The sequence below is a fragment of the Rhodoferax sp. genome (assembly GCF_034520025.1).
GTDB lineage: Bacteria > Pseudomonadota > Gammaproteobacteria > Burkholderiales > Burkholderiaceae_C > Allorhodoferax.
Genome location: NZ_JAXHNZ010000002.1, coordinates 1,077,003 through 1,102,121 on the forward strand (window position 1 = coordinate 1,077,003; position 25,119 = coordinate 1,102,121).

Here is a 25,119-nt window from a genome sequence, read left to right on the forward strand (position 1 = left end):
TTTCCTCGTCCTTAAGCTGACTGTGTTTGCGACTGGGTGGCGGCTGTTACGGCAGGAGCCGCAGGCACGTCTTCCTCCAGAATCCAGGTATCTTTGGTACCGCCGCCCTGGCTGCTGTTGACGACCAGCGAGCCTTCTTTCAGGGCCACGCGGGTCAAACCGCCTGGCACCATCTGCACGGTCTTGCCCGACAGAACATAGGGGCGCAGGTCGATGTGGCGGGGTGCGATGCCACTTTCCACAAAGGTGGGGCAGCTCGACAAGCTCAATGTGGGCTGGGCGATATAGCCGGCGGGGTTGGCCAGCACCGCCTTGCGGAAGTCTTCAATCTCGGCCTTGGTAGCAGCAGGCCCCACCAGCATGCCGTAGCCGCCGGCGCCATGCACTTCTTTCACGACCAGGTCTTTCAAGTTGGCCAGGGTGTACGCCAAGTCGTCTTTGTTACGGCACATGTAGGTGGGCACGTTGTTCAGGATGGGTTTCTCACCCAAATAGAACTCGATCATCTTGGGCACATAAGGGTAGATGGACTTGTCGTCCGCAATACCGGTACCCACGGCGTTGCAGATGGTCACATTGCCCGCGCGGTAGGCGTTGATGAGGCCGGCGCAGCCCAAGGTTGACGTGGGGCGGAACACGGTGGGGTCGAGGAAATCATCGTCCACACGGCGGTAGATCACATCCACACGGCGTGGGCCGCGGGTGGTGCGCATGTAGACAAAGTTGTCTTTGACAAAGAGGTCCTGCCCTTCAACCAGCTCCACACCCATCTGCTGGGCCAGAAAGGCATGCTCAAAGTAGGCGCTGTTGTACATGCCGGGGGTGAGCACCACCACCGTGGGTTCGGCCGTCGTGGCCGGGCTGCTCTGGCGCAGGGTCTCGAGCAGCAAATCAGGGTAATGGGCCACAGGCGCCACGCGGTGCGCGCTGAACAGATCGGGGAAGAGCCGCATCATCATCTTGCGGTCTTCCAGCATGTAGCTCACGCCGCTGGGCACTCGCAGGTTGTCTTCAAGCACGTAGTACTCGCCGTTGCCCTTGGCGTCGGGAGCCCGCACGATGTCGATGCCGGAAATATGGGAGTAAATCTGGTGCGGCACATCCACACCCACCATCTCGGGGCGGAACTGGGCGTTGCCCTCAATCTGGTCGCGCGGCACGATGCCGGCTTTCAAAATCTCTTGGTCGTGGTAGATGTCGTGGATGAAACGGTTAAGCGCATTGACACGCTGCACCAAACCTTTTTCCATGCTGGACCACTCGTGGGCCGGGATGATGCGGGGAATCAGGTCAAACGGGATCAGGCGCTCGGTGCCGGAGCCGTCCTCGTCTTTTTCGCCGTACACGGCGAAGGTAATGCCCACGCGGCGGAAGATCATTTCCGCTTCTTCACGGCGTTTGGCCATCATGTCGCCGGGCTGGCGAGCGAGCCATTCGTCGTAAATCTTGTAGTGGTCTCTTATCTGGCTGCCCTTGCTGAAAAATTCATAAGGGAGCTGGGTGTACATCTCGTCGAATTTCTGCATGTAAAAGACCTCTCTGAATACCTCTTATGCAAACTTCGGGCCACAGCGCCGATGCACCACTATGGCACATCATGAGCCCAATAATGCCGCTCGTCTTCCCGCAGACACGCCACATTTTGGGGCTCCGCAGAGCGCCAGCGGGCCGCACCACAACGGGGCGATAACACCAAATGGGTGCCTAAGGCTTCATAGCGCGCGACGACCGATGCGGCGGGGTGCCCGTAGCGGTTGCGGTAGCCGGCCTGCACCAAGGCATAGCGTGGCTGCACGGCCTGCAAAAACTCCGGCGTGCTCGACGTTTTGCTGCCGTGGTGGGGCACCAGCAACACATCGGCCCGCAGCAGCGGCCGCATGGCAGGGTTGCCCACCAAGCGCTGCTCTTGCGCGGCCTCAATATCACCAGCGAGCAGTGCGGTTTGGCGCCCGTTGCTGATGCGCAGCACACACGACAGGGCGTTGGCTTTGGGGGCAGGTTCGGCCTCGTAGTCGGCTGCGTCAGGGTGCAAGACCTCAAAGTCCACACCGTCCCATTGCCAACGCATGCCCGCCTCACAACGTTGAGAAGCGCGCAGCTGCTGCAAGGTGTGCTGCGGCTCCAGCGAACTCAGTAAGGCGGCCTTCGGCTGCATCATGAGCACCGCAGGTGCGCCGCCGACATGGTCAATATCGCGGTGGCTGAGTACCACTGTGTCGAGCTGCACATCGAGCGCTTTGAGCAGAGGCAGCAAAACGCGGTTGCCCGCGTCACTCTCGAGGCTGTAGCGTGGGCCGGCATCAAACAGCAGGGCGTGCCGCGCGGTCTGCACCAGCACCGCATTGCCCTGCCCCACATCGGCGGCGAGCAAAGAAAACTCGCCGTGCTCCGGCACGGACGGGCGCCACAGGAGCAGCGCGAACACCGGCACCAAGCCCATCATCCGCAAGGCACGGGGCAGGGGCATCAACAAAAGCGCCGCGCCTAGGGCAGCCAAGACTCCGGGCACCAGCGGCGGCAAGGGCAAGCTCAACGCAGCGTAGGGCACGGCGGCAAGCGCATCCATCGCCGCATAAAGCAGCACGACCGCACCGGTAGCCGCCGTCCACAGCGCGGGCCAAACCACCCCTAACAAACCCAGCGGCGTCACCACCAGCGTGACCCACGGAATCGCCACCAGATTGGCCAGCAACCCGACCAGCGACACTTGCCCGAACCACAGCAGCACCAGCGGCGCCAAGGCCAAAGTAATCAGCCATTGCTCCCGCCACATCGCCACCGCGCCTGCGCGGAGCCGGGCCCAGCCGCGCTGCAATTTAGAGCTGTTTAGCCCTCTAGCCCCTTTGTCTAATACATTACTAGCTCCTGAATTAGTAGCATCTCCGACGGCAAACAGCAGCATGACCGCTACAAAGCTAAGCCAGAACCCCGGCTGCAACATGGCCCAAGGGTCCCACAGCAGCACCCCGACTGCAGCCCACAGTGCCACCCACGGCCAAGGCCATCTGGCGCCCTGCAATCGCAAGAGCACCACCATCGCCAGCATCAGGCAGGTGCGCTGTGCCGGCACGCCCCAGCCGGAAAACACCGCATATGCCGTAGCCAACAACAGGCCCATGCCCCACGCCGCGTGGGACGCAGGCACCCAGTTGCACAAACGCGACGATGTGCGCCAGCACCGCCGGACCAGCCAGGTGGCCGCCCAGGCAAACATGGTGATGTGTAAGCCTGAGATGCTGACCAAATGGCTAATACCTGTGGCGCGGAATACATCCCAGTCTGACCGCTCAATGGCCCGTTGATCGCCCACCACCAGCGCGGTGAGCAAGCCTGCCGAGCGAGGGTCCGTGACCCGGGTCTGTATCCGGTCACGGACCCATTGGCGCAGCTGTGCTACAGGCGCAGCGCTGGTCTGCTCCACCAACTGTGGTGACGGGCTACTCACGGTGGCACGGACATAGCCGGTGGCTTGCACCCCTTGGGTCCACAGATACAGCTCGTAGTCAAAACCATGGGGGTTGATGCTGCCGTGCGGCGCCTTCAGCCGCAGGGGCAGCGTCCATCGCTGACCGACTCTCAGAGCAGGTGGTGTGCGCTGCAGCTCCGGTGTTTGGGTCTGGAGATTAAAGCCAGTGGTGTACCACCCTACGTCCAACAAACGGGGCACGGAGACCGGTGTGCCGTCCAAGAGCGTGGTACCTGCCCCGCTCTCGCCCGCGTCCACCCGTAGCCGGAAACGGAGCCCCGATTCGGTGGCTTGGGGCATATCTGCAACGACGCCGGTCACCAGAACATCGCGCCCCTCCAGCGCAGGGGCTAGCGCTTGACTCATGAACAGCACAGCGCGCAAGCCGGTCACGCCCCAAGCCAGTGCCACTGCGGACAAGCCTGCCACACCATGACGCCACAGCCCCACTATCTTTTTGCTAGCAACCCACGCATAAGCCACAAGGGCCAGAAGCACAAACGCCGCATAAACCTCGGGTACTGACAAAGTGGTTTGCTGCAACTGCAACGCCATCCCCGCCAGCAGCCCCAACCCCACAGCACCGCCAGTGCGGGGCCAGACGGCAAGGCGGAGTGCGGTGGCGTACATGCGACCATGCTAACCGCGCAAAGTGGTCGAAAGATCATCAGCCACAGCGTCACTGGCGCGGACCTTGCTTTAAAAGTCTGTCAAACCCGATTGTTAGTATGGGGGCAGTGCGGCAACCGCTGCACGGCGTCCCCAGTGAGATTTACCGAGACCGGCCCATGTCCATTCACGCAGCGCTGAACCACGTCACCCACTACACGTACGACCGTCTGGTCAACCTCGGTCCCCAAGTCATCCGCCTGCGCCCTGCCCCGCACTGCCGCAGCAAAATCATCTCTTACTCGCTCAAGGTCGAGCCCACCACCCACTTCGTCAACTGGCAGCAAGACCCGTATGCCAACTACCAGGCCCGCTTGGTGTTCCCCGAGAAAACCAAGGAATTCAAAGTCACGGTCGACCTGGTGGTCGAAATGGCGGTGTACAACCCCTTTGACTTCTTCCTGGAACCCACGGCCGAAAACTTCCCGTTCAAGTACGACAAGCTGCTGGGCCAGGAGCTCGCCCCCTACCTGGTGGCCGAGTCACTGACCCCGGAGTTCAAAAAATTCCTGGCAGCTATCGACCTCAAGGAACGCCGCACCATCGACTTTCTGGTCTATATCAACCAGCTGGTGCACAAGGCCGTTAGCTACACCATCCGCATGGAGCCCGGTGTGCAAACGCCGGAAGAAACCCTGACGCTGGCCAGTGGGTCGTGCCGCGACTCCGGGTGGCTGCTGGTGCAACTGCTGCGCCATTGCGGGCTGGCCGCGCGCTTTGTGTCGGGCTACCTGATTCAGCTCGCCCCGGACGTTAAATCCTTGGACGGCCCCAGCGGCACTGAAGTCGATTTCACCGATCTGCACGCCTGGTGCGAGGTCTATCTGCCCGGCGCAGGCTGGATCGGGTTGGACGCGACCAGCGGCTTGCTGGCCGGCGAGGGCCATATCCCGCTAGCCTGTACCCCGCAGCCCAGCGGCGCAGCCCCGATTGAAGGCGGCGTGGACAAGTGCGAGGTGGAATTTGCCCACCATATGCAAGTCACCCGCATGTACGAGTCCCCCCGCGTCACCAAGCCTTACACGCCCGAGCAGTGGGCCGATGTGATGAAGCTCGGCAACGCGGTAGACGCCGAACTCGTGGCCGGCGATGTGCGCCTCACCATGGGCGGCGAGCCCACCTTTGTGGCGGTGAACGACCGCGACGCGCCCGAGTGGAACACCGACGCCCTGGGCCCCACCAAGCGCGGCTTCGCCACCGAGCTGGTGCACAAACTGCGCGACGAATATGGCCAGGGCGGCTTTCTGCACTTCGGCCAGGGCAAGTGGTACCCCGGCGAGCAGCTGCCGCGCTGGGCCCTCAACATTTACTGGCGTGCCGACAAACAAAAAGTGTGGAACAACCCCGCCCTGTTCACCGACGAGCGCAAGCCCACCCACTACACCGCAGAAGACGCGGGTTACTTCATCCGCAGCCTGGCGGGCAAGTTAGGTTTGACCGACAAATACGTGCAGGCCGGCTATGAAGACACCTGGTACTACCTGTGGCGTGAGCGCCGCCTGCCGGTGAATGTGGACCCCTTCAACAGCAAGCTCGACGACGAAATGGAGCGCGCCCGCCTGCGTCGCGTGTTCGAGCAAAAGCTGGACTCGGTGGTGGGCTATGTGCTGCCGCTCAAGGTGGGCGATGGCCCGCGCCTGACCGGCAAGGGCAGCAACCCAAGCCTAGCCGGCCCGTGGTGGACCACCGGCCCCTGGTTCTTCCGCGATGAGCGCATGTACCTCATGCCCGGCGACTCGCCCATGGGCCTGCGCCTGCCCCTGGACTCGCTGCCCTGGGTCAGCGAAGGTGACTACCCTTATCTGGTAGAGCGCGACCCGACTGTGGACCGCGGCGCGTTGCCAGCGCACGCGACCTTTGCGCAGCGCTACGCACCTAACGCCACGACCGCAACGACCGCCGGTCATACGGGGGCCGCCGCGGCCACTGGTACCAGTGCAGGCTCTATAGCAGCCAACGGCATGCCTTACCTGGCCGGCAACCTGGCTGTGCCGGAAGCCGGTCGCAAGATGCAGACTGCCATGGGCAGCGGCGACACCAGCATTGCCACCAGCGCCCAAAGCGCACTGCAACCGGAACCCGCCCGCTACGCAGAAGCGCCCAACCGCTTGGAGTCCGCTCATTGGATCACCCGCACCGCGCTGTGTGTGGAAGTGCGCGACCCGCGCCGCGCCAGCGGCCCCAAGGCCGAAGCTGTGGGCTCCAAATCGGGTGTGATGTATATCTTCATGCCCCCCTTGGAGCGACTGGAAGACTACCTGGACCTGCTGGCCGCTATCGAGGCGACAGCCACCGAGCTCAAGATGCAAGTCGTGCTGGAAGGCTACCCGCCTCCCCGCGATCCACGCCTCAAGCTCCTGCAAGTCACCCCCGACCCGGGTGTGATTGAAGTGAACGTGCATCCCGTCACCAACTGGAAAGAGCTGGTCTACAACACCGAGTTTTTGTACAACGCGGCCTTCGAGTCGCGTCTGTCGGCCGAGAAGTTCATGACCGATGGCCGCCACACCGGCACTGGCGGCGGCAACCACTTTGTGATGGGCGGCGCCACGCCGGCAGACAGCCCGTTTTTGCGCAAGCCGGAGCTGCTGGCCAGCCTGCTGCTGTACTGGCACAACCACCCGAGTTTGAGCTACCTGTTCAGCGGCATGTTTGTGGGCCCTACCAGTCAGGCCCCGCGCGTGGACGAGGCCCGTAACGACCAGCTCTACGAACTGGAAATCGCCATCGAGCAGATCTACAAAAACCGCGAGCTCTATGGCCAGACCATGCCGCCGTGGTTGGTAGACCGCACGCTGCGCAACATCCTGATTGACGTGACCGGCAACACCCACCGCAGCGAGTTCTCCATCGACAAGATGTACTCGCCGGACTCGTCCACAGGTCGTCTGGGCTTGCTGGAGTTGCGCGCCTTCGAGATGCCGCCGCATCCGCACATGAGCAGCGTGCAGCAACTCCTGCTGCGCGCACTGGTGGCCCGCTTCTGGAAGTCGCCATACAAGGCACCGGTCACCCGCTGGGGCACAGAGCTGCACGACCGCTACATGCTTCCCACCTTCATCAAAATGGACTTTGATGACGTGATCGCTGACATGAATATGGCCGGCTACGCGTTCGACACCAGCTGGTTCGCCCCGCACTACGAGTTCCGCTTCCCGATGGTGGGCTCAGTCAAGAGCATGGGCGTTGAGCTGACCCTGCGCAACGCGCTGGAGCCTTGGCATGTGATGGGCGAAGAAAGCTCCGCCGGCGGCACCGCCCGCTATGTGGACTCCAGCCTGGAACGACTGGAAGTGCGCGTCACCGGACTGAATGAGAGCCGCTATGTGGTCACCTGCAATGGCGAAGCCCTGCCCATGACCAGCACCGGCACCGTGGGTGAATTTGTCGCCGCCGTGCGCTACAAGGCCTGGAACCCGCCGAGCAGCCTGCACCCCACCATCGGTGTGCATGCCCCGCTGACGTTTGACATTGTGGATACCTGGATGAAGCGCTCGCTGGGCGGTTGCCAGTACTTTGTGGCCCACCCTGGCGGCCGCAATTACGACACCTTCCCGGTGAACAGCTACGAGGCAGAAAGCCGCCGCCTCTCGCGATTCAGTCCATTGGGTCACACCCCGGGCATGATGGTGGTGCCACCCGCCACCATCCATGTGCCGGGCAGCAAAGAGTTCCCGTTCACCAAAGACATGCGCAGGAACTGATCTGAAGCGTCACACGGCTCGCATCTAATCTGCTGATGCGAATGTCATTCCTTAGCCAGCAGCCCCGGCTGCACGGGCCGGCGTTGCTGCTGTGCAGCGCGCTGGCCAGTGCAGCTTTTCTGCTCATGGGTGTGACAGCGGGCATGTTGCTGGGTTGCATGCTGGCCGGTGTCCTGCTTGCCACGCAGGACATGAATGTGCAGGTCCCCGCACCGCTGTTTGCCATTGGCCAGTCGGTGATCGCCTGCCTGATGGCGCATAGCCTGCATTTCGAGGTGCTGCACCGCGTGGCCGGCGAATGGCCGCTGTTTCTAGGGATTGCTTTTGCGGTCATGGCGGCCAGCGCGCTGCTGGGTTACTGGCTGATGCGCAGCGGTTTACTGCCGGGCAGCACTGCCATCTGGGGCCTGGCACCGGGCGCGGCTTCCGCCATGGTGCTCATGGCGGGCGATTTCGGCGCGGACACCCGCTTGGTGGCATTCATGCAGTACCTGCGAGTTGCCATGGTCACGGCGATTGCTTCGCTGGTGGCTCACTTTGCAACAGGCGTTGCGGCCTCCCCCGAATACGTCGTGCCCGGTTGGGATGTCCAGCTGGCCCATTGGTTGCACATCCAGAACCCCTTGCATGCCGGGCTGACTCTTGTGCTGGTGCTGCTTGCTGCCTGGCTGGGCCGCATCCTCACATTCCCCGGCGGCCCGTTGTTGATTCCCATGGTGTTGGCGCTGGCGATGGACAACCTCAGCCCCCGGAAGCTGGAACTGCCGGGCCCACTGCTGGCGCTGGCTTATGCCGCACTGGGCTGGGGCATAGGTCTGCGCTTCAACCGCGAAATTCTAGAGCACGCTTGGCGGGTGTTGCCGCGGGTGCTGGTCGCCATCTTTGCCCTGATCGTGCTCGGTTTGCTGATTGCAGGTAGCCTCATGTTTTTTGCGGGCGTTGCCCCACTTACCGCCTATCTGGCCACCAGCCCCGGCGGCGCGGACTCAGTCGCGGTGATTGCCGTGGGCAGCGCGGTGGATGCAGGTTTTGTCATGGCCATGCAAATGGTCCGTTTTTTTATGGTGTTGCTGCTGGGCCCGCGCCTTTCGCGCTGGCTGGTGCAACGACTCACAAGCCGCAGTGCGGCCTAACGTGTTTCTTTTTTCAACTCAACCAGGATTTTTATGCCCTCTATCAACTTCATCGGCGGCGAAAAAGGCGGCGTCGGCAAATCGGTGCTGGCGCGCGTTTTAGCCCAGTACTTTATTGACAAGGGCCGCGCCTTCACGGGTTTTGACACCGACCGCTCGCACACGTCCTTCACCCGGTTTTACAGCGACTTCGCGTCGCCGGTCGTGGTGGACACCTACGAGGGTCTGGACCTCGTTGCCGCGGTCTACGAGGAAGAGCCCAGCGAAGGTCCGCCACCGAATGTGATCGTCGATCTAGCTGCGCAAACAGCCGCCCCGCTGGCCCGCTGGGTCAAAGACTCCGACCTGGTTGCGCTGATGGCAAGCATGGGCGTCACGGTGAATTTCTGGCACGTGGCGGATGCCGGCAGAGACTCTGTCGACCTGTTGGACCGCTTGGTTGCCACCTATGGCGCCGGGCCGAACTACATCGTGGTGAAAAATCTGGGCCGCGGCAGCGACTTCTCGCAACTCGAGGAGTCCGCAGCGCTCAAAAAAGCGTTGGCGCTGGGCGGTCACGTCACCACCTTGCCTCAGCTGCACGAGGCCAGCATGCGCAAGATCGACCGGCAAAACGCCAGCTTTTGGGCGGCAGTTCACCGCAAAGAGGGGGACGATGCACTGGGCATGCTGGAGCGCCAGCGTGTGAAAACCTGGCTCAAAAACTGTTACAGCACCTTCGACGCCCTGCCGCTGGGTTGAAACACACGCCAACACTGGAGTGGTTTAGCCGGGTATTGATGAAGATCAAGTGCTCGGTCTAGGGATTTCATAACAATTCAGACATGCCCCGCTATCGTGCGGGCATGTCTTTCACCCTAGGAAACCAAGCCATGACACAACGTCGCGAATTTATCGTTCAAGTCGCGCTCGGCAGCACCGCGCTGCTGGCAAGCCAGGTTCAAGCAGCAGGCCCCATGTTGGCTGAGACCGACGCACAGGCCGGTGCACTCGGCTACAAAGCAGATGCCACCAAGGTGGACAAAGCCAAGTTCCCCAAATACGCCGCTGGCCAACTGTGCAACAACTGCGCGCTTTATCAAGGTAAAGCTGCAGACGCCGCTGGTGGTTGCCCCTTGTTTGCTGGCAAGCAAGTCGCCGGCAAAGGCTGGTGCAGCGCGTGGGCCAAAAAGGCCTGATCGTTCTTGTAGCCTGAAGGCTGCGCCCATCTCGGCAGCCCTTAAGGCTGCGCCCATCGCGGCAGCCCTTAAGGCTGTAGCCGACAGCCACCGCAACGCGTGTTGCCGGTGGCTTTTTTTATTGGGGCCGGAACATCTTGAAGAGCTGCTCAGGCCCTACGCTGAAGTAATCCGCCGGCCCGCCGCCGCGCAAGACATGCCCGGCCGCAGCGGTGTCGTAAACCCCGTCCACCAGCAAGCGCCGGTCCAGGTGCACCCCGACCACCTCGCCCAGGACCAGCCAACTGGGCACCGTGGCACCAGCTGCCGTTTGTAGCTGAACGACTTGGGTGCAGCGGCACTCAAAACTAACCGGGCTCTCGAGCACCCGGGGCACTTGCACCAGGTTGGAATTCACGGGCGTCAGGCCTGCCAGGGCAAATTCATCGACCTCCGGGCCGACAGGCGCACAGGTCTGATTCATGGCTTCCGCTAGGGGTCGGGTAACCAAATTCCAGACAAACTCGCCGGTGGCCTCGATGTTGCGCACCGTGTCTTTGTAACCAATGCTCGAAAACCCCACGATGGGCGGCACGTAATTGAACGCATTGAAAAAACTATAGGGCGCAAGATTCAGCACCCCATCCGCGCTGCGGCTCGAAATCCAGCCAATGGGCCGGGGGCCCACGATGGCATTGAAAGGATCGTGGGACAAACCATGCCCCAAGCGGGGCTCGTAAAAATGGAAGTCAACAGTCATGGGGTGTATCCGGCGAGTGGGCTTGGCCGAAAGTATGACCGGCATAGTGATTGCTTGCAGACCGAAGAAATCAGCCCTTGCTGGCATACTTGGTCACAGTGACACATCCTGACGAATCCCGCCCCGACCCCAGCACCGAAAGCGCAGCCGACGTACTCCGCTTCGCGCGCGCCTGCCGCGCCCACGAAAGCCATTTCGACGAACTCCGAGGCGCTATTCATTCAGGAGCTACCGACGCACATTTGACTAGCGTTTGGCGGCAATTCTTTAACAATATGGAAGGCAGCAGCGAGGCCGCCCTCGACCAGCATATTGCCAGCCTCCAGCGACAAATTCGTGACAACGGCGTCACCTACAACGTGTATGCCGACGCCGAAGGCCCCCAACGCCCCTGGTCGCTGGACTTGTTTCCGCTGATCGTCGATGCACCGGATTGGGCCCATATCGAGGCAGGCGTGCAACAGCGCATGCAACTGCTCGAAGCAGTCATGGCTGACGTCTACGGCCCGCAGCAGCTCTTGCAGCGCGGTCTTTTGCCGCCCGCACTGGTACACGGCCACCCCGGCTACTTGCGCCCCATGGCCGGCGTGCAGCCGGTGGGCGGCGTGCATTTGCATGTGGCAGCCTTTGACCTCGCCCGCGGTCCGGACGGCAATTGGTGGGTGGTGAGCCAGCGGTGCCAGGCGCCGAGCGGGCTTGGCTACTTGCTGGAAAACCGGCTTGCTGTGTCTCGGCAGTTCCCACAGGCGTTTCAGGCGCTAAAGGTGCAGCGCTTGGCCAGCACCTACCGCGCCCTGATGGACAGCCTGAAAAACGCCAGCCCCGCGGGTGCCCAGGCCCACATCGCCCTGTTGACGCCCGGCCCTTACAACGAAACCTATTTTGAGCACGCCTACCTAGCCCGCTACCTCGGCCTGAGTCTGGTCGAAGGAAGCGATCTCTTGGTGCGCGATGAGCGCGTTTACCTCAAGACCCTGCGTGGCTTGGTGCCGGTACACGGCCTGCTCAAGCGGGTGGACGACCAGTACCTCGACCCGCTGGAGTTGCGGCCCGACTCCACCCTGGGTGTGCCGGGCCTGTTGCAAGCGATACGCGCCGGCAACGTGCTGGTCGCCAACACCCCCGGTTCTGCGTTTCTGGAGTCGCCCGCGCTGCTGGGCTTTTTGCCGGCCATCGCCCAAGCCTTGTTGGGTGAGCGCTTGAGTCTCCCCGCCTTGCCCACCTGGTGGTGCGGCGAGCGCAGCGCCATGGAAGCCGCCCTGCCCTTGCTCGGCGAGCGCACCATCAAGCCGACCTACCCCGGCTCCAGCATCCACCCCAGCTTTGATGCGATGCTGGGCCACACCCTGCAACAAAGTGCATTGGACCGCTTGGCCGGCCGCATCGTGCGCCAAAGCGAAGAGCACACGGTGCAAGCCTATATGCCCCTGTCGCAAATGCCAACCTGGCGCAACCATGCCGACGGCAAGGGCGGATCAGCAGGCATGGAGGCTCGCTCCGTCATGCTGCGGGTGTTCGCCGTGTCTGCCGGCCGCAACGCCCAAGGCCAACCGGCCTGGCAGGTACTGCCTGGCGGCTTGGCCCGGGTGGCGGGCACCAGCACAGACATTGCCTCCATGCAACGCGGCGGCAGCAGTGCCGACGTTTGGGCGCTCACCCGTGGTGAGGTCGACACCACCACGCTGCTTCCCACCACCCTCACCCCTGCCGTGTTGGCCCAGCGCAAGCGTTTGGTCACCAGCCGCGCTGCAGAAAACCTGTATTGGTTAGGCCGCTATACCGAGCGGGCTGACAACACCATCCGCCTGGCCCGCCTGGCGCTGGAGTACCTGGGCGGCGAGGAGCAGTCCAGCACGCCTTTGCTGCAATGGCTTACGCAGCTGGCGCAAATCAACACCCTCGTCCTCCCCGGGGTGCCGTCTGCGGTGCAGGCGCGGCGCGTTTTCGAGCGCTCCATCATCGCCAGCCTGGCCTCGCCCGATGGCGCGACCGGCGTGGGCTACAACATGCGCGCTTTGAAGATGGCAGCCGCCACGGTGCGCGAACGCTTGTCCCAGGAGCACTGGGCCACCATCGTGCGGGCCGAGGAAGAGGTGTTCCAGCGTTGCGCCCAATTGGCCGCGCAAGGCGACTACGCGCCCAACCAGGCCCTGCGGATTCTCAAGGACGCCAGTGACCACTTGGCCGCCATCACCGGCGCCCAAACCGACCGAATGACCCGGGACGATGGCTGGCGCCTGCTGAGCATCGGCCGGCATGTGGAACGGCTGAACTTTCTGGCCACTGCCCTGGACCAGTCACTGGAGACCGGCGCCGTCGACACCGATGGAGGGTTTGAGGCTTTGCTCGGATTGTTTGACAGCACCATCACGTTTCATGCGCAGTACCAGCAGAGCCGCGATGTGGCGGCGCTCATTGACCTGCTGGTGCTGGACCGCGACAACCCGCGCTCACTGGCGTGGGTCGCTCACACGCTGCGGGGCCGCCTGGCCAAACTCGCCCAGAGCCCCGCTCATGAACTCAGCGAAATGAGCTTGCAAGTGCCATCCCCAGACCGCTGGGACTTGGCCACTCTGTGTGAAAGCCCCGCCGATGGACCGCTGATGGGCCCGCTGCGGGAGCTCCTCAAGTCCCTATGCCAAGCCGCCTACACGGTGTCTGAGGACATCAGCACCACCTACTTCACCCACTCGGGCGAAACCAAACAAAGCGTGGGTACCTGATGCTGCTGCAAGTCACCCACGAAACCCGCTACGACTACCAACCTGCCGTCGAGACGGCGCAGCATGCGGCCTATTTGGAGCCGCGCGCCCACGGTAGCCAACACGTGCTGAGCCACAGCCTGATCATCAACCCGCAGCCGGCTCAGCAGCGGAGTGCACCGGATGTGTTCGGCAACCAGCGCTGTTTTTTCTCACTGCAGGTACCCCATAGCGTCTTGCAGGTGCGGGCTTGCAGTCTGATTTCCACGCGTGATCACGTCCGCCCCCAAAGCAGTCTGCCCTGGGAAACCCTGCGAGACCGACTGCGCTTTCAGGCCGGCGCTGCCTACGAAGCGGCGGCGGAGTTTGTATTTGCCAGCCCGTTCGTGCCCCGGCAGCTCGAATTCTCTGGCTATGCGCGCCCCAGCTTTGTCGCCGGTGCAAGCCTGATCGCGGTAGCCTGCGACCTGATGGAGCGGATCCACACCGACTTCACCTACGAGTCTCACAGCACCGAGATCAACACCCCTGCACTGCAAGCCCTGGAGCAGCGCAAAGGCGTCTGCCAGGACTTTGCCCACATCATGCTGGCCTGCTGGCGCAGCATGGGCCTGCCTGCCCGCTATGTCAGTGGCTATCTGTTGACCCAGCCTGCGCCCGGACAAGTCAAGCTCATCGGGAGCGACGCCTCCCACGCCTGGGTGAGCGTTTATGTGCCGGACCTTCCTGAGGGTGAGCGTTGGGTGGATTTCGACCCGACCAACAACCGCTGGGGCTGGCATGCGCCCGGGGTCGACTATGTCACCGTGGCTACCGGGCGGGATTTTGGCGATGTGTCGCCGCTGCGGGGCGTCATCCATGGAGGGTCACGGCACACGCTGACAGTGGGTGTCACCGTCGAAGAGATCCGCACCGACAGCCCACCAGCTGCGGCCCCTGCACACAATGATGCGCCGCAGACCCAAACCCAGACGCAAGGCTCTGCGGCGGGCATGTCTCAATCGCAATCACAATCGCCATAAGCAGAGCGACAGCAATCCGGTAAAGATGTTTTACCCGCCAGGGTATTGCTATACTTTTGATAGCTATAGGTGCTCAATTCATGAGCGCCAGATGCACTTTTTACTTATAAACCTGAGAGATTTCCCATGAGCATTTACGACAAACTCGCCGCACTCCAGATCACCTTGCCACCGGTTGCCATTCCTGCGGCAGCCTACGTACCCTTTGTGCAAACCGGCAAGCTCGTGTTCTTGAGCGGCCACATCGCAAAAAAAGACGGCAAGCCCTGGGTAGGCCAGTTGGGCAAAGACACCACCACCGAGCAAGGCAAAGCGGCAGCGCGTGCGATCGCGATCGATCTGATGGGTACCCTGCACGCTGCGGTGGGCGACCTGAACAAGGTCAAACGCATCGTCAAAGTAATGTCGCTGGTGAACTCCACCGGCGATTTCACCGAGCAACACTTGGTGACCAACAGCGCGAGCGAGCTCTTTGGTGAAGTCTTCGGCCCCGAAGTCGGCGCGCATGCCCGTAGCGCCTTCGGTGTCGCCCAGATCCCGATGGGTGCGTGCGTGGAAATCGAGCTGATTGCCGAAATCGCCTGATTGGCCACTCCGGTGAACCCATAAAAAAACGCTGCCTCGGCAGCGTTTTTTGTGGTCCCTAGCGCAGCCTCAGGTGAGGCGTATGGCCCGGCAATTGCGGTGCCATTGGGCGATTGCTGCCAGCATAAGCATCTACCTTGAACACGGCTACCGCCTGTGCCAACTGCGCCGCCTGATCGCGCAGGCTCTCGGCGGCGGCGGCGCTCTCTTCGACCAAGGCTGCGTTTTGCTGGGTCATCTGGTCGAGATTCGAAATGGCGTGATTCACGTCTGCAATGCCGCTGCTCTGCTCGCTCGAGGCGGCTGTGATCTCGCCAATCACATCCACCACCCGGCGCACGCTTTGCACAATCTCTTGCATCGTGGCGCCGGCTGTCGTCACCAGCTGGGTGCCGTGCTCGACCTTGTCGACCGAGGTGCCGATCAGCGTTTTGATTTCTTTGGCGGCCTCAGCGCTGCGCCCGGCAAGCGACCGCACTTCGGAGGCCACCACTGCAAAGCCCCGCCCTTGCTCACCGGCCCGGGCCGCCTCGACCGCAGCATTCAGGGCAAGGATGTTGGTCTGAAAGGCGATCCCATCAATGACACTGATGATGTCGGCAATTTTTTTGCTGCTGGCATCGATCTCTTGCATGGTCTGCACCACCTGGGTCACGACGTCGCCGCCACGCTGCGCGACACTAGAGGCGTTGGCAGCCAGGGTACCGGCCTGGCGGGCGTTGTCGGAGCTCATGCGCACAGCTTGGGTCAAGCTATCCATGCTGGACGCGGTAGACGCCAGGTTGCTCGAGGTTTCTTCGGTGCGGTGGGCCAAATCGTTATTGCCCGTGGCAATTTCGCTGCTGGCGGTGGCGATGCTGTCGGTGCTGTGGCGCACCTGGGCCACCATGAGCGACAAGGCCCGGTTCATCGCAGCCAGAGAGCGCATCAGGTCGCCGAATTCATCCGCCCTTGACTCGTCGACCGCAGAGCTCAAATCGCCTTCCGCAATACGGGCTGCCAAGGCATTGGCCTGCGACAAGGGTTGCTTGATCGAGCGGATCAAGAACCCTGCCCCCAGCAAAATCCCCGCGATCAGCATCACCAGCCCACCGGCAGACATGACGATCAGTTTGCGGCCTTCCGACTCAAAGTTCTCACGCAGGCCTTCGCTGGCCGCGTCTTGCATTGCTACAAATTCGGCATGGCCTTGCTGCAGCGCCATGACTGCGGGGCGGTATTGGGTCTCCACAAACACCGGCATTTCTGCCGGTTTGGTGACCTTGAGCAAGGCCGTCTGGCTGGTCAAATCCTGCAACGTCTTGCGCAACGACGCAATTTTGGCGAGCTGCTGCCGGTCTTTTTCGCTGAGGTCACTGGCTTCGATGGTCTTTTGCAGCTCTTCAATGCGGCTGTTGCTCGCGCTGATTTCATCTTTAAAGGCTTTGGCGACACCCGGGTCGGTGGACACCACCACGGCGTAGGCTCGGGTGGCATTGACATCTTCCAGCGCCGCCAGCTGGTTGGCGTGCTTGATTTGGGTGACCATGGTGGCATTTACCGCGCCATAGGCTTCACGCGACTTGCGCGACTGCAAAGCGGTAAACGCAATGATGAGCGCCAACGACACGACCATGACGGCCATGGCCGACCACAGCTTGGTGGCCAGCCGCATCCGGTTGAACTGCATTCCAATCTCCTTTAATTATTCTGTAATTTAACCACGGGGTAACCGGTTACAGAATAGAGAAAAGACGGGGATTTACCCTGCCAGCCGCCAGATACCTTGATCACGCACCGCGGCCAGCTGCGTGGCTGATACAAGGTCAGGGGCGATTTCGGCCAAGGGCATCAACACGAAGGCGCGCTCTGTCATGCGCGGGTGAGGCACCGTCAATACCGGCCCTGCCATGCGGGCACTACCGTAGAGCAGCACATCAAGGTCTAGGGTGCGGGGGGCATTGCGGTACGGGCGCTCACGGCCGGCCTGGTTCTCTTGCGCCTGCAGGGCCGATAGCAGCGCGGTCGCGGTCAAACGCGTGCGCACGCAGGCCACCGCATTCACATAGTCGGGCCCACTGGAGTCCACCGGCGTGCTGCCATACAGGCCGGACGCCCGCAGCACCTCTGTGTGGGGCAATTCAGCCAATCGACCCAAGGCCTGCCGCAAAACCGCCATGGGATCACCCAAATTGGCGCCAAGGCCAATATAGGCCTCGACAGGCTCGCGCTGCATGGCTGGGTTTATTCGGCCGCAGGTCCGGCACTGCCGGCGCCACGGCTGGCATTGCTGCGACGACGACGCTTGCGCTTGCGCGGGGCATCACCATCGGTATCAGCGGCTCCTTGGGGCGCATCTCCTGAGACGCCGCTGGGCGCTGTATCGGTACTGCGGGGCTCTCGGGGCGGTCTGGCAACGCGTGGGCCTTTGGGGGCTTGCTTGCGTTGCTGCTGTTGCTCGGCGCGGACCTGGTCCACCATGTCCTGGCGCACATCGTCGCTGGCCATGCTGAACTCTTGCCACCAGTCGGCCAGCACCTCGTCCACCTCGCCCGCATCCGCACGCAGGCGCATGAAATCAAAAGCGGCGCGGAACCGGGGTTGCTCGGCCATGCCAAAAGGCGTGCTGCCTACGCGCTTATCAAAGCGGGGCTGCATCAACCAGATTTCCCGCATGTCGCCAGCCAACTTGCCACGGCCGGAGACATCCCCGATGCGGGCGTTGAACACATCTTCAATCGCATCTTGCAAAGCCGGGTGGCTGTGTTCGCCGCGGGCCAAGCGCTGGTCCCAACCCTTGCGAACATCGTCCCACAGCACACAAGCCAACAAAAAGCTAGGCGCCACCGGCTTGCCTTCGCCGACACGGCGGTCGGTATCTTTCAGGGCGGCTTCCACGAAGCTCTGGCCCGCGCGCTCTACCACCACATCCAGCAGGGGGTAAATGCCAGTGGCCAAACCCAATTCTTTGAGTTGCGCAATGGAGGCCAACGCGTGTCCGGTTTGCAGCAGCTTGAGCATTTCGTCAAACAAGCGGCTTTGGGGCACGTCGTGCAACAGCTTCTGGCTTTTGACCAAGGGGCCGGCAGTTTTGGGCTCTAGCTTGAAACCCAGGGGGCTCAGCTTGGCGGCAAAGCGCACCGCGCGGATGATGCGGACCGGGTCTTCGCGATACCGGGTGGCCGCTTCGCCAATCATGCGCAAAGTACGGCTCTTGGAATCCTTCAGGCCATTGTGGTAATCCACGACGATCTGAGTTTCCGGGTCGTAATACATCGCGTTGATGGTGAAGTCACGGCGCACCGCGTCTTCTTCCTGGGGACCCCATACGTTGTCCCGCAGCACCCGGCCGGTGCTGTCTACCGCGTGCTTCATACCGGCAAGCTCGCTCTTGCTGGTGCGCTCATTGCCCGCCACTTGTTCGGCAGCGGCGTTGTCCAGATACGCGCGGAAGGTCGATACCTCGATCACCTCATGCTCACGCCCGCGGCCGTACACCACGTGCACGATGCGAAAGCGCCGCCCGATGATGAACGCACGGCGAAACAGTCCTTTGACTTGCTCGGGGGTGGCGTTGGTTGCCACATCGAAGTCTTTGGGACGCAGACCGACCAGCAGGTCGCGCACCGCCCCGCCCACCACATAGGCCTCAAAACCCGCTTGCTGCAGGGTGCGCACCACGTTGATAGCACGGTCGTCCACCAAGCTGGGGTCGATGCCGTGCACCGACACCGGGATTTCCATCCGTTTGCCAAAATTGGGCTTGCCACCCGGTGCAGCGGGGGATTTGCCCAGCAATTTATCGATAAATTTTTTGATCAAGTTCTTGTTCCTAACAGTCCTGCCCGCTGGTCAGGAGAAGAGCTCGAGTATGCGCCATCCACGCTGCTCGGCCAGTGCGCGCAAGCGCGGATCGGGGTTGGTGGCCACGGCCACATCGGCCTTTTCCATCAGCGGCACGTCGTTGATGGAGTCTGAATAAAAGGTGGTGTGGACGGTGTCCCAGCCCCAACCGCGGTCCGCCAGCCACTGGTTCACCCGTGTGACCTTGCCTTCGCGGAAAGACGGCACACCGGCAATTTCCCCCGTATACCAACCGGTGCCACCGGGGGCATCGTCTTTCACGAGATCGACTGCGATCAGCTCTTCAACGCCGAATGCAGTGGCAATCGGGCGTGTAACGAAGGCATTGGTGGCGGTGACGATGATGACGATATCGCCAGCGGCCTGATGGTCCTGCACCAGCTTCAAGGCTTGGGGTTGAATGGCTTTTTGGATGATAGCGCTCATGAAATCTGCGTGAGCAGCTATCGATTTGCTAGCACCTTGGCGGATCACCGCTGCAGTGGCAAACCGGATGTACGCGTGAATATCGAGCGTGCCGGCTTTGTAGTGCTCGTAAAACTCCTGGTTCTTTTGCTTAAAGACGTCGGCATCGGTCCATCCTAAAGCGGTGGTGAACTCGCCCCAGGCGTAGTCAGAGTCCAGCGGAATCAGGGTGTGGTCGAGGTCAAACAGGGCAATCTTTTTCACGGTCATGTGTTTTCCAGCATGGATTTGATCAACGGAATGGTGATGGCGCGCTGGGTCTGCAAGGCGTAGCCATCCATCAGGTCGAGGAGCTCCATCAGACTGCCGAGATCGCGGCTGAAGCGGTTGAGCATGAAGTCCATCACCTCATCACTCAAAAACACGCCGCGGGCATCTGCCGCTTGGCGCAAGACGCTGCGTCTCTCGGACTCGCTCAAGAGCTGCAAGCTAAAGATGTGCCCCCAACCCAGCCGGGTGCGCAAGTCGTCGCGCAGCTTGAGATCGATGGGGGCAAACTCGCCCGCCGCCAGCACCGGTTTGTGGTGGGTATGGGCGTTGACGAACCAGTTAAACGCGGTGTGCTGCTGCTCCGCGGTGAACAGGTGCACTTCATCCAGAACCACCGCCGCCCAACGCTCATCGAAATCAGCAGGCTCGTCGTTGGCGCTCAACCAGCCTACGCGGGCACCCTGCTCGCGCAATCCTTCGCGGGCAGCTTTGAGCAAGTGCGTTTTGCCACTGCCCTCCGGCCCCCAGATGTAGGTGGGCACCGGGGAGCGGGTCAAAGAGTGGCTCTCGTCACCGATCCACAACTCCAGGTGTCGGAGGGCGGCCTCATTGGGGCCGGCAAAAAAGTTGGCCACTGTCGGGCCAGTAGACAAACCGATATCCAACGCAATCTGTTTCATACGAAGGGGTCACCCCAGATACAAACGGCTGCCGAGGTAGCCCGAGCGCGCGCGGCGTATCGCCACCAGCAGCACCGCGCTGGCAGGCAAGGCCACCAGTACCCCCACAAAACCGAACAGCTGACCGAACGCCAGCAAGGCAAAGATCACAGCCAAGGGGTGCAGGCCGATGCGCTCGCCCACCAGGCGCGGCGTGAGCACAAAGCTCTCAATCACCTGACCCAAACCGTAGACCACCGCGACCATCACCAAGGAATAGCCGACACCATGCGCGCCCGAAAACTCCAGCAGGCCTGCGAACAAGGCCAGCACCAGCCCGACCCCGAAACCCAGATAGGGCACAAAGATCGCCAGCCCGGTAAACACCCCGATCGGCAAAGCCAAGTCCAAGCCGAACATAGCCAAGCCCAAGCTGTAGGCGAGGGCCAAAATGACCATCACCAGCAACTGGCCACGCAAGTACTGCCCCAGCACCTCATCTGCCTCCCGCAGAAAACTGTCGGTCGGGGCCCGAAGGCGTGGCGGCACCAATTGCCGCAACTGGCCCATGAAACGGGCCCAGTCCATGAGCAGGTAAAACAAAGCCACCGGGATCAGAATGGCGTTACCAATCAGGGCAAACGCCACACTCCCACCCAACTTGACCGAAGCCAGCACCGAGCCAAAGGCATCTTCCACGTTAGCGTTCAGGTACTTCATGACAAAGTTCTTGATGCTGCCCACATCCAGGTTGAGCTTGATTCCCCATTGGGCAAACAGTGGCTTCAGCGCCTCATTCAAACTGTCGAGCAGCACAGGAAACTGCTCCCGCAGCAGCGGCATTTCTTTGGCAAGAATCGGAACAATCAGCAACAGCACACTCAGCACCACAATCAAAAACAAGACCTCCACCAACACCACCGCCACGACGCGGGGGACGCGGCCCAGCCCGATGTCGTCGATCCAATTGACCACCGGCGTGAGCGCATAGGCCAGCACCGCCGCCACGGCAAATGGCGCCAACACAGGTGCCAACAGCCATAAAACGAGGACGGCAACGACTGCAATGGCAACCCATGCAGCGAAACTTTTTTGGGTGGGGGTGAGGGTCATAAGGGAAAGAGAAGGGGCAAACCCTTAAAATCTAGGCAAATTCTATCGGGGTCTGCCTCCGCTTCACCCCAAACGTTACCTCCAATGACCCAATCTTCTGCCTCCACTCCCCTTTCTTACAAAGACGCCGGTGTCGATATCGTTGCCGGTGACGCCTTGGTCGAACGCATCAAGCCCCTGGCCAAGAAAACCATGCGCGAAGGCGTGCTGGCCGGTATTGGCGGTTTCGGAGCCTTGTTTGAAGTGCCCAAGCGCTACAAAGAACCTGTACTGGTAAGCGGCACCGACGGCGTGGGCACGAAGCTCAAGCTGGCCTTTGAGTGGAACATGCACGACACCGTGGGTATCGACCTGGTCGGCATGAGTGTGAACGACGTGCTGGTGCAAGGCGCCGAGCCCCTGTTCTTCTTGGACTACTTTGCCTGCGGCAAACTGGATGTGGACACCGCAGCAGCGGTGGTCGGTGGTATTGCCAAAGGTTGCGAGTTGAGCGGCTGCGCCCTCATCGGTGGTGAAACCGCTGAAATGCCCGGCATGTACCCCGCTGGCGAATACGACCTGGCAGGTTTTTGTGTGGGCGCGGTAGAAAAATCCAAAATCTTGACCGGCGCTGACGTCAAGCCCGGCGACGTGGTACTGGGCTTGGCATCTGCCGGCGTGCACTCGAATGGTTTCAGCCTGGTCCGCAAATGCATCGAGCGTGCAGAGGCCGCCGGTACCGTGCCTGCCACCTTGGACGGCAAACCTTTCAAGCAAGCCATCATGGAGCCCACCCGCCTGTATGTGAAAAACGTGCTTGCTGCGCTGGCGGCCCACCCGATCAAGGCCCTGGCCCACATTACCGGTGGCGGCTTGCTAGAAAACATTCCCCGCGTGTTGCCCGAAGGCACCGCGGCCCATTTGGTCAAGGGCAGCTGGCCGCAGACTGAGCTGTTTGCCTGGCTGCAACAGACCGCTGGCATTGACGACATCGAAATGAACCGCACCTTCAACAACGGCATCGGCATGGTCGTGGTGGTGGACGCTGCCAACGCAGAAGCCACAGCTGCGACATTGCGCGCCAGCGGCGAAACCGTCTACACCGTGGGCACGATCGCCGCCCAAGGTGACGGTGCGCAAGTGGTGGTTCGCTAAGACTTAGGGTCCACCCACCGGGCAAGCGCTTGCCCGGCGCCTAGATGCCGGTTTGGATACGCAGAATTTTGACCTGCTCCACGATCTGCTCGGTATCCACCATACGGCTGGCATGCTCCAGATAAAGCTCCAAGTCCGACAGTGCCTGCCGTGAGTTGCCCAGCTCGGCATGCACCAAGCCACGATCGCGATACTCGGGCCAAGACTCCGGCAACAGCACTACCAAGCGCTCCTGTACCGCCAGCAAGCGCGGCCAATCCTGCTGTGAGCGGTAGATCTCTTTCAAGTTACGCAGCATGCGCGCCAGAATTTCACGGGGCGATGCGGCTTGCAAGTACAGGCCCAAAGGCGCTTCAAAGTCGTTCACCAAGCCGCTGCGACGGCGAAATGGTTCCAGCTTTTCAGACAATTCCTCTTTGCTGAGTGATCGGCCCGACATCGGGTCAATGACCGCCTGGCCCATCGGCAGATTCACCTTGACCATGAAATGCCCGGGGAAACTGACCCCTTGGGCGTCCAGCTTCAAACCTTGGGCCAACTCCATCCAAAGCACAGCCAACGAAATCGGGATGCCGCGGCGCGTGCGCAGCAGCTGTGACACAAAACTGTTGTCCGGGTCGTAATAGTTATTGACGTTGCCGGCGAAGCCAAGGTCTGTGAAGAAAAACTGGTTCAGCACCCGCACCCGCTGCAGCGCGGATGCGTCGTCGGCGAGGCGACGTTGCAGGCGGGCTATCAATTGATCCACTTCAGCCATGCTGGCTTGCAGATCGAGCTCCGGGTATTCGTCTTGGCCCAAGCTGAGAGCGGCTTCAAAGAGCGCCAAGTCACGGTCACTGCCGACCAAACTGGCGAAATACTCCAGCGCGGAGGGGACTGTCAGATCCAACTTCATGCTCATCCTCCTGGTTTAGCGCCTCAAGAAGTGGCGCACATTCAAACCCGCCGCCCACAAGGCTCCAAAATATACTGCGGCAGAGCCTGCCATCAAAAGGATCAGCCAACCGATGCGCAACCAGGGCTGGGCGCGCATGGCCACCCAATCCACCAGACCTGCGGCCCAGAGGAGGTAAACCACCAAGACCGCGGAGGATGCCACCACCTGAAGCAAAAAGCGCCCCCAGCCCGAAGAAGGCTGGAAACTGCCGCGGCGCAGCAAGCCAATCAAGAGCCATGTGGCATTGATCAAGGCACCCAGGCTGATCGACAGAGACAGGCCTGCGTGTTGAAACATCGGCACCAACGCCAGGTTCATCAACTGGGTAGCAATCAACACCACCACCGCAATCTTGACCGGCGTTTTGATGTCCTGGCTGGCGTAATAACCCGGGGCCAGCACTTTGATGGCAACGATCCCTACCAAGCCCGCACCCCAGCCCATCAGAGCCCAGGTGGTTTGCTGCACGTCCAATGCCGTAAATGCACCGTAGTGATACAGCACAGCTACCAAGGGTTTAGAGAACGTCAACAAGCCCACCGCACAGGGCACCGCCAACAAAACCACAATGCGCAGCCCCCAATCCAGCAAGGCGGAGTAGCCGGCACCATCATCTCTCGCTCGCGCGCCGGCCAGCTGCGGCATCAGCACCACCCCCAAGGCGACTCCCAGCATGGCAGTGGGAAATTCCATCAAGCGGTCGGCATAGGTCAGCCAGCTCACGCTGCCGGTCGGCAAGTGCGAAGCGATCTGGGTGTTGATCAACAGCGATATCTGGGCCACGCTCACACCCAGCAAGGCCGGCAACATCAACTTGCCGATTCGCCGCGTCTCAGGGTCGGCGCAGGCTTCCCGCAAAATGACCCACTGCAGGCTGAAGCGCGGCAGCATGCCCAAACGGCTCAGGGCCGGAACTTGCACCAAGAGTTGCAGCAGACCGCCGACCATTACCCCGACTGCCATGGCGTAAATCGGCTCAATACCCTGCCCTTTGAACCAGGGCACCAGCAACCAAGCGGCTCCAATCATGCTTATGTTCAAAAGAACGGGTGTGGCAGCTGGCACGGCAAAGCGCTTCCAAGTGTTCAATATTCCGGACGACAGAGCCACCAGCGACATAAAGCCGATGTAAGGAAACATGAAGCGGGTCATGAATACGGCCGCGTCGTAGCCGGCCGGATCTTTCTGCAATCCACTCGCCATGGCCCACACCAGCAGCGGCGAGGCGATCACACCTAAAACACACGTTACGACCAAAGCGCAGGCCAGCAGGGTGGCCACCCGGTCCACCAGCAGCTTAGTGGCGACATCACCATTTTTGGCCTTACTGGCGGCCAAGACCGGCACAAAGGCCTGGCTGAAGGCGCCTTCGGCAAACAAACGGCGAAACAGATTGGGGATGCGAAAAGCGACGTTGAAAGCGTCGGTCATTGCGCTGGCGCCAAACGCAGCTGCAACCAACAGCTCGCGGGCCAGGCCTGTGACCCGGGAGGCCAGTGTCCACAGGGACACGGTAGATACAGATTTGATGAGACTCACAGCCCGAAGTGTAGCGGCGCA

General features: G+C 61.6%; 19 protein-coding genes. 8 read left to right on the forward strand and 11 right to left on the reverse strand.

Going from position 1 to position 25,119, the window contains the following annotated elements; genetic code table 11:
* Positions 1 to 11 precede the first annotated feature (11 nt).
* Both U5L73_RS13395 and U5L73_RS13400 read right to left on the reverse strand, forming a co-directional pair.
* On the reverse strand, positions 12 to 1,526 hold the full coding sequence (locus U5L73_RS13395; protein ID WP_322562808.1) for a circularly permuted type 2 ATP-grasp protein: 1,515 nt from the start codon (positions 1,524 to 1,526) through the stop codon (positions 12 to 14).
* A 59-nt stretch (positions 1,527 to 1,585) separates the two neighbouring features.
* Positions 1,586 to 4,096, reverse strand: coding sequence for a DNA internalization-related competence protein ComEC/Rec2 (locus U5L73_RS13400; RefSeq protein WP_322562809.1), 2,511 nt, complete (start codon positions 4,094 to 4,096; stop codon positions 1,586 to 1,588).
* A 158-nt stretch (positions 4,097 to 4,254) separates the two neighbouring features.
* On the opposite strand from U5L73_RS13400, the gene U5L73_RS13405 reads away from it, so the two are divergent.
* From U5L73_RS13405 to U5L73_RS13420, 4 genes are all read left to right on the forward strand, one after another.
* The gene (locus tag U5L73_RS13405; protein ID WP_322562810.1) at positions 4,255 to 7,839 is read left to right on the forward strand and encodes a transglutaminase family protein; all 3,585 of its coding nucleotides are present in this window, start codon (positions 4,255 to 4,257) and stop codon (positions 7,837 to 7,839) included.
* Positions 7,840 to 7,880: 41 nt separating this feature from the next.
* On the forward strand, positions 7,881 to 8,972 hold the full coding sequence (locus U5L73_RS13410) for an AbrB family transcriptional regulator (protein ID WP_322562811.1): 1,092 nt from the start codon (positions 7,881 to 7,883) through the stop codon (positions 8,970 to 8,972).
* A 33-nt stretch (positions 8,973 to 9,005) separates the two neighbouring features.
* Positions 9,006 to 9,713 carry a mobilization protein gene (locus tag U5L73_RS13415; protein ID WP_322562812.1) on the forward strand — a complete coding sequence of 236 codons (708 nt, stop codon included), beginning with the start codon at positions 9,006 to 9,008 and terminating at the stop codon, positions 9,711 to 9,713.
* A 131-nt stretch (positions 9,714 to 9,844) separates the two neighbouring features.
* Positions 9,845 to 10,150 carry a high-potential iron-sulfur protein gene (locus tag U5L73_RS13420; protein WP_313880244.1) on the forward strand — a complete coding sequence of 102 codons (306 nt, stop codon included), beginning with the start codon at positions 9,845 to 9,847 and terminating at the stop codon, positions 10,148 to 10,150.
* Between the two features lie 118 nt (positions 10,151 to 10,268).
* On the opposite strand, the gene U5L73_RS13425 is transcribed toward U5L73_RS13420, so the two are convergent.
* A complete protein-coding gene (locus U5L73_RS13425) occupies positions 10,269 to 10,889 on the reverse strand; it encodes a flavin reductase family protein (protein WP_322562813.1) in 621 nt (206 codons plus the stop codon).
* Positions 10,890 to 10,987: 98 nt separating this feature from the next.
* On the opposite strand from U5L73_RS13425, the gene U5L73_RS13430 reads away from it, so the two are divergent.
* The 3 genes from U5L73_RS13430 (at position 10,988) to U5L73_RS13440 (ending at position 15,198) form a co-directional block, all read left to right on the forward strand.
* Positions 10,988 to 13,612 carry a circularly permuted type 2 ATP-grasp protein gene (locus U5L73_RS13430; protein ID WP_322562814.1) on the forward strand — a complete coding sequence of 875 codons (2,625 nt, stop codon included), beginning with the start codon at positions 10,988 to 10,990 and terminating at the stop codon, positions 13,610 to 13,612.
* Positions 13,612 to 14,613 carry a transglutaminase family protein gene (locus tag U5L73_RS13435; protein ID WP_322562815.1) on the forward strand — a complete coding sequence of 334 codons (1,002 nt, stop codon included), beginning with the start codon at positions 13,612 to 13,614 and terminating at the stop codon, positions 14,611 to 14,613. Before U5L73_RS13430 ends, U5L73_RS13435 begins: the two co-directional genes overlap by 1 nt.
* A 126-nt stretch (positions 14,614 to 14,739) precedes the next feature.
* Positions 14,740 to 15,198, forward strand: coding sequence for a RidA family protein (locus U5L73_RS13440; protein WP_322562816.1), 459 nt, complete (start codon positions 14,740 to 14,742; stop codon positions 15,196 to 15,198).
* A 58-nt stretch (positions 15,199 to 15,256) separates the two neighbouring features.
* Here U5L73_RS13440 and U5L73_RS13445 read toward each other — a convergent pair whose 3' ends face one another.
* The 6 genes from U5L73_RS13445 to U5L73_RS13470 form a co-directional block, all read right to left on the reverse strand.
* Positions 15,257 to 16,867 (reverse strand): methyl-accepting chemotaxis protein, encoded by a 1,611-nt coding sequence (locus tag U5L73_RS13445; RefSeq protein ID WP_322562817.1) that lies wholly within the window; start codon positions 16,865 to 16,867, stop codon positions 15,257 to 15,259.
* A 72-nt stretch (positions 16,868 to 16,939) separates the two neighbouring features.
* On the reverse strand, positions 16,940 to 17,413 hold the full coding sequence (folK, locus tag U5L73_RS13450; RefSeq protein ID WP_322562818.1) for a 2-amino-4-hydroxy-6-hydroxymethyldihydropteridine diphosphokinase: 474 nt from the start codon (positions 17,411 to 17,413) through the stop codon (positions 16,940 to 16,942).
* An 8-nt stretch (positions 17,414 to 17,421) separates the two neighbouring features.
* Positions 17,422 to 18,999 (reverse strand): polynucleotide adenylyltransferase PcnB, encoded by a 1,578-nt coding sequence (gene pcnB / locus U5L73_RS13455; RefSeq protein ID WP_322562819.1) that lies wholly within the window; start codon positions 18,997 to 18,999, stop codon positions 17,422 to 17,424.
* A 30-nt stretch (positions 19,000 to 19,029) separates the two neighbouring features.
* Positions 19,030 to 19,716, reverse strand: a complete 687-nt coding sequence (locus tag U5L73_RS13460) for an HAD family hydrolase (protein ID WP_322562820.1) — start codon at positions 19,714 to 19,716, stop codon at positions 19,030 to 19,032.
* The gene (gene hda, locus U5L73_RS13465; protein ID WP_322562821.1) at positions 19,713 to 20,396 is read right to left on the reverse strand and encodes a DnaA regulatory inactivator Hda; all 684 of its coding nucleotides are present in this window, start codon (positions 20,394 to 20,396) and stop codon (positions 19,713 to 19,715) included. The genes U5L73_RS13460 and hda overlap by 4 nt, the downstream gene beginning before the upstream one ends.
* Positions 20,397 to 20,405: 9 nt before the next feature.
* The gene (locus U5L73_RS13470; protein ID WP_322562822.1) at positions 20,406 to 21,488 is read right to left on the reverse strand and encodes an AI-2E family transporter; all 1,083 of its coding nucleotides are present in this window, start codon (positions 21,486 to 21,488) and stop codon (positions 20,406 to 20,408) included.
* 84 nt (positions 21,489 to 21,572) lie between these two features.
* On the opposite strand from U5L73_RS13470, the gene purM reads away from it, so the two are divergent.
* On the forward strand, positions 21,573 to 22,622 hold the full coding sequence (gene purM, locus U5L73_RS13475) for a phosphoribosylformylglycinamidine cyclo-ligase (RefSeq protein ID WP_313873458.1): 1,050 nt from the start codon (positions 21,573 to 21,575) through the stop codon (positions 22,620 to 22,622).
* A 40-nt stretch (positions 22,623 to 22,662) separates the two neighbouring features.
* Here the strand turns inward: purM and U5L73_RS13480 are convergent, their stop codons facing one another.
* The gene (locus U5L73_RS13480) at positions 22,663 to 23,517 is read right to left on the reverse strand and encodes a SirB1 family protein (protein ID WP_322562823.1); all 855 of its coding nucleotides are present in this window, start codon (positions 23,515 to 23,517) and stop codon (positions 22,663 to 22,665) included.
* Positions 23,518 to 23,532: 15 nt separating this feature from the next.
* Entirely contained in the window at positions 23,533 to 25,098 is a 1,566-nt protein-coding gene (gene murJ, locus U5L73_RS13485; RefSeq protein WP_322562824.1) for a murein biosynthesis integral membrane protein MurJ, read from the reverse strand.
* Positions 25,099 to 25,119: the final 21 nt, after the last annotated feature.

Bases quoted from the DNA above. Each gene is read 5' to 3' on its own strand.
- U5L73_RS13395 (WP_322562808.1), bottom strand. From the start codon at position 1,526: ATGCAGAAATTCGACGAGATGTACACCCAGCTCCCTTATGAATTTTTC.
- U5L73_RS13400 (WP_322562809.1), bottom strand. From the start codon at position 4,096: ATGTACGCCACCGCACTCCGCCTTGCCGTCTGGCCCCGCACTGGCGGT.
- U5L73_RS13405 (WP_322562810.1), top strand. From the start codon at position 4,255: ATGTCCATTCACGCAGCGCTGAACCACGTCACCCACTACACGTACGAC.
- U5L73_RS13410 (WP_322562811.1), top strand. From the start codon at position 7,881: ATGTCATTCCTTAGCCAGCAGCCCCGGCTGCACGGGCCGGCGTTGCTG.
- U5L73_RS13415 (WP_322562812.1), top strand. From the start codon at position 9,006: ATGCCCTCTATCAACTTCATCGGCGGCGAAAAAGGCGGCGTCGGCAAA.
- U5L73_RS13420 (WP_313880244.1), top strand. From the start codon at position 9,845: ATGACACAACGTCGCGAATTTATCGTTCAAGTCGCGCTCGGCAGCACC.
- U5L73_RS13425 (WP_322562813.1), bottom strand. From the start codon at position 10,889: ATGACTGTTGACTTCCATTTTTACGAGCCCCGCTTGGGGCATGGTTTG.
- U5L73_RS13435 (WP_322562815.1), top strand. From the start codon at position 13,612: ATGCTGCTGCAAGTCACCCACGAAACCCGCTACGACTACCAACCTGCC.
- U5L73_RS13440 (WP_322562816.1), top strand. From the start codon at position 14,740: ATGAGCATTTACGACAAACTCGCCGCACTCCAGATCACCTTGCCACCG.
- U5L73_RS13445 (WP_322562817.1), bottom strand. From the start codon at position 16,867: ATGCAGTTCAACCGGATGCGGCTGGCCACCAAGCTGTGGTCGGCCATG.
- folK (WP_322562818.1), bottom strand. From the start codon at position 17,413: ATGCAGCGCGAGCCTGTCGAGGCCTATATTGGCCTTGGCGCCAATTTG.
- U5L73_RS13460 (WP_322562820.1), bottom strand. From the start codon at position 19,716: ATGACCGTGAAAAAGATTGCCCTGTTTGACCTCGACCACACCCTGATT.
- hda (WP_322562821.1), bottom strand. From the start codon at position 20,396: ATGAAACAGATTGCGTTGGATATCGGTTTGTCTACTGGCCCGACAGTG.
- U5L73_RS13470 (WP_322562822.1), bottom strand. From the start codon at position 21,488: ATGACCCTCACCCCCACCCAAAAAAGTTTCGCTGCATGGGTTGCCATT.
- purM (WP_313873458.1), top strand. From the start codon at position 21,573: ATGACCCAATCTTCTGCCTCCACTCCCCTTTCTTACAAAGACGCCGGT.
- U5L73_RS13480 (WP_322562823.1), bottom strand. From the start codon at position 23,517: ATGAAGTTGGATCTGACAGTCCCCTCCGCGCTGGAGTATTTCGCCAGT.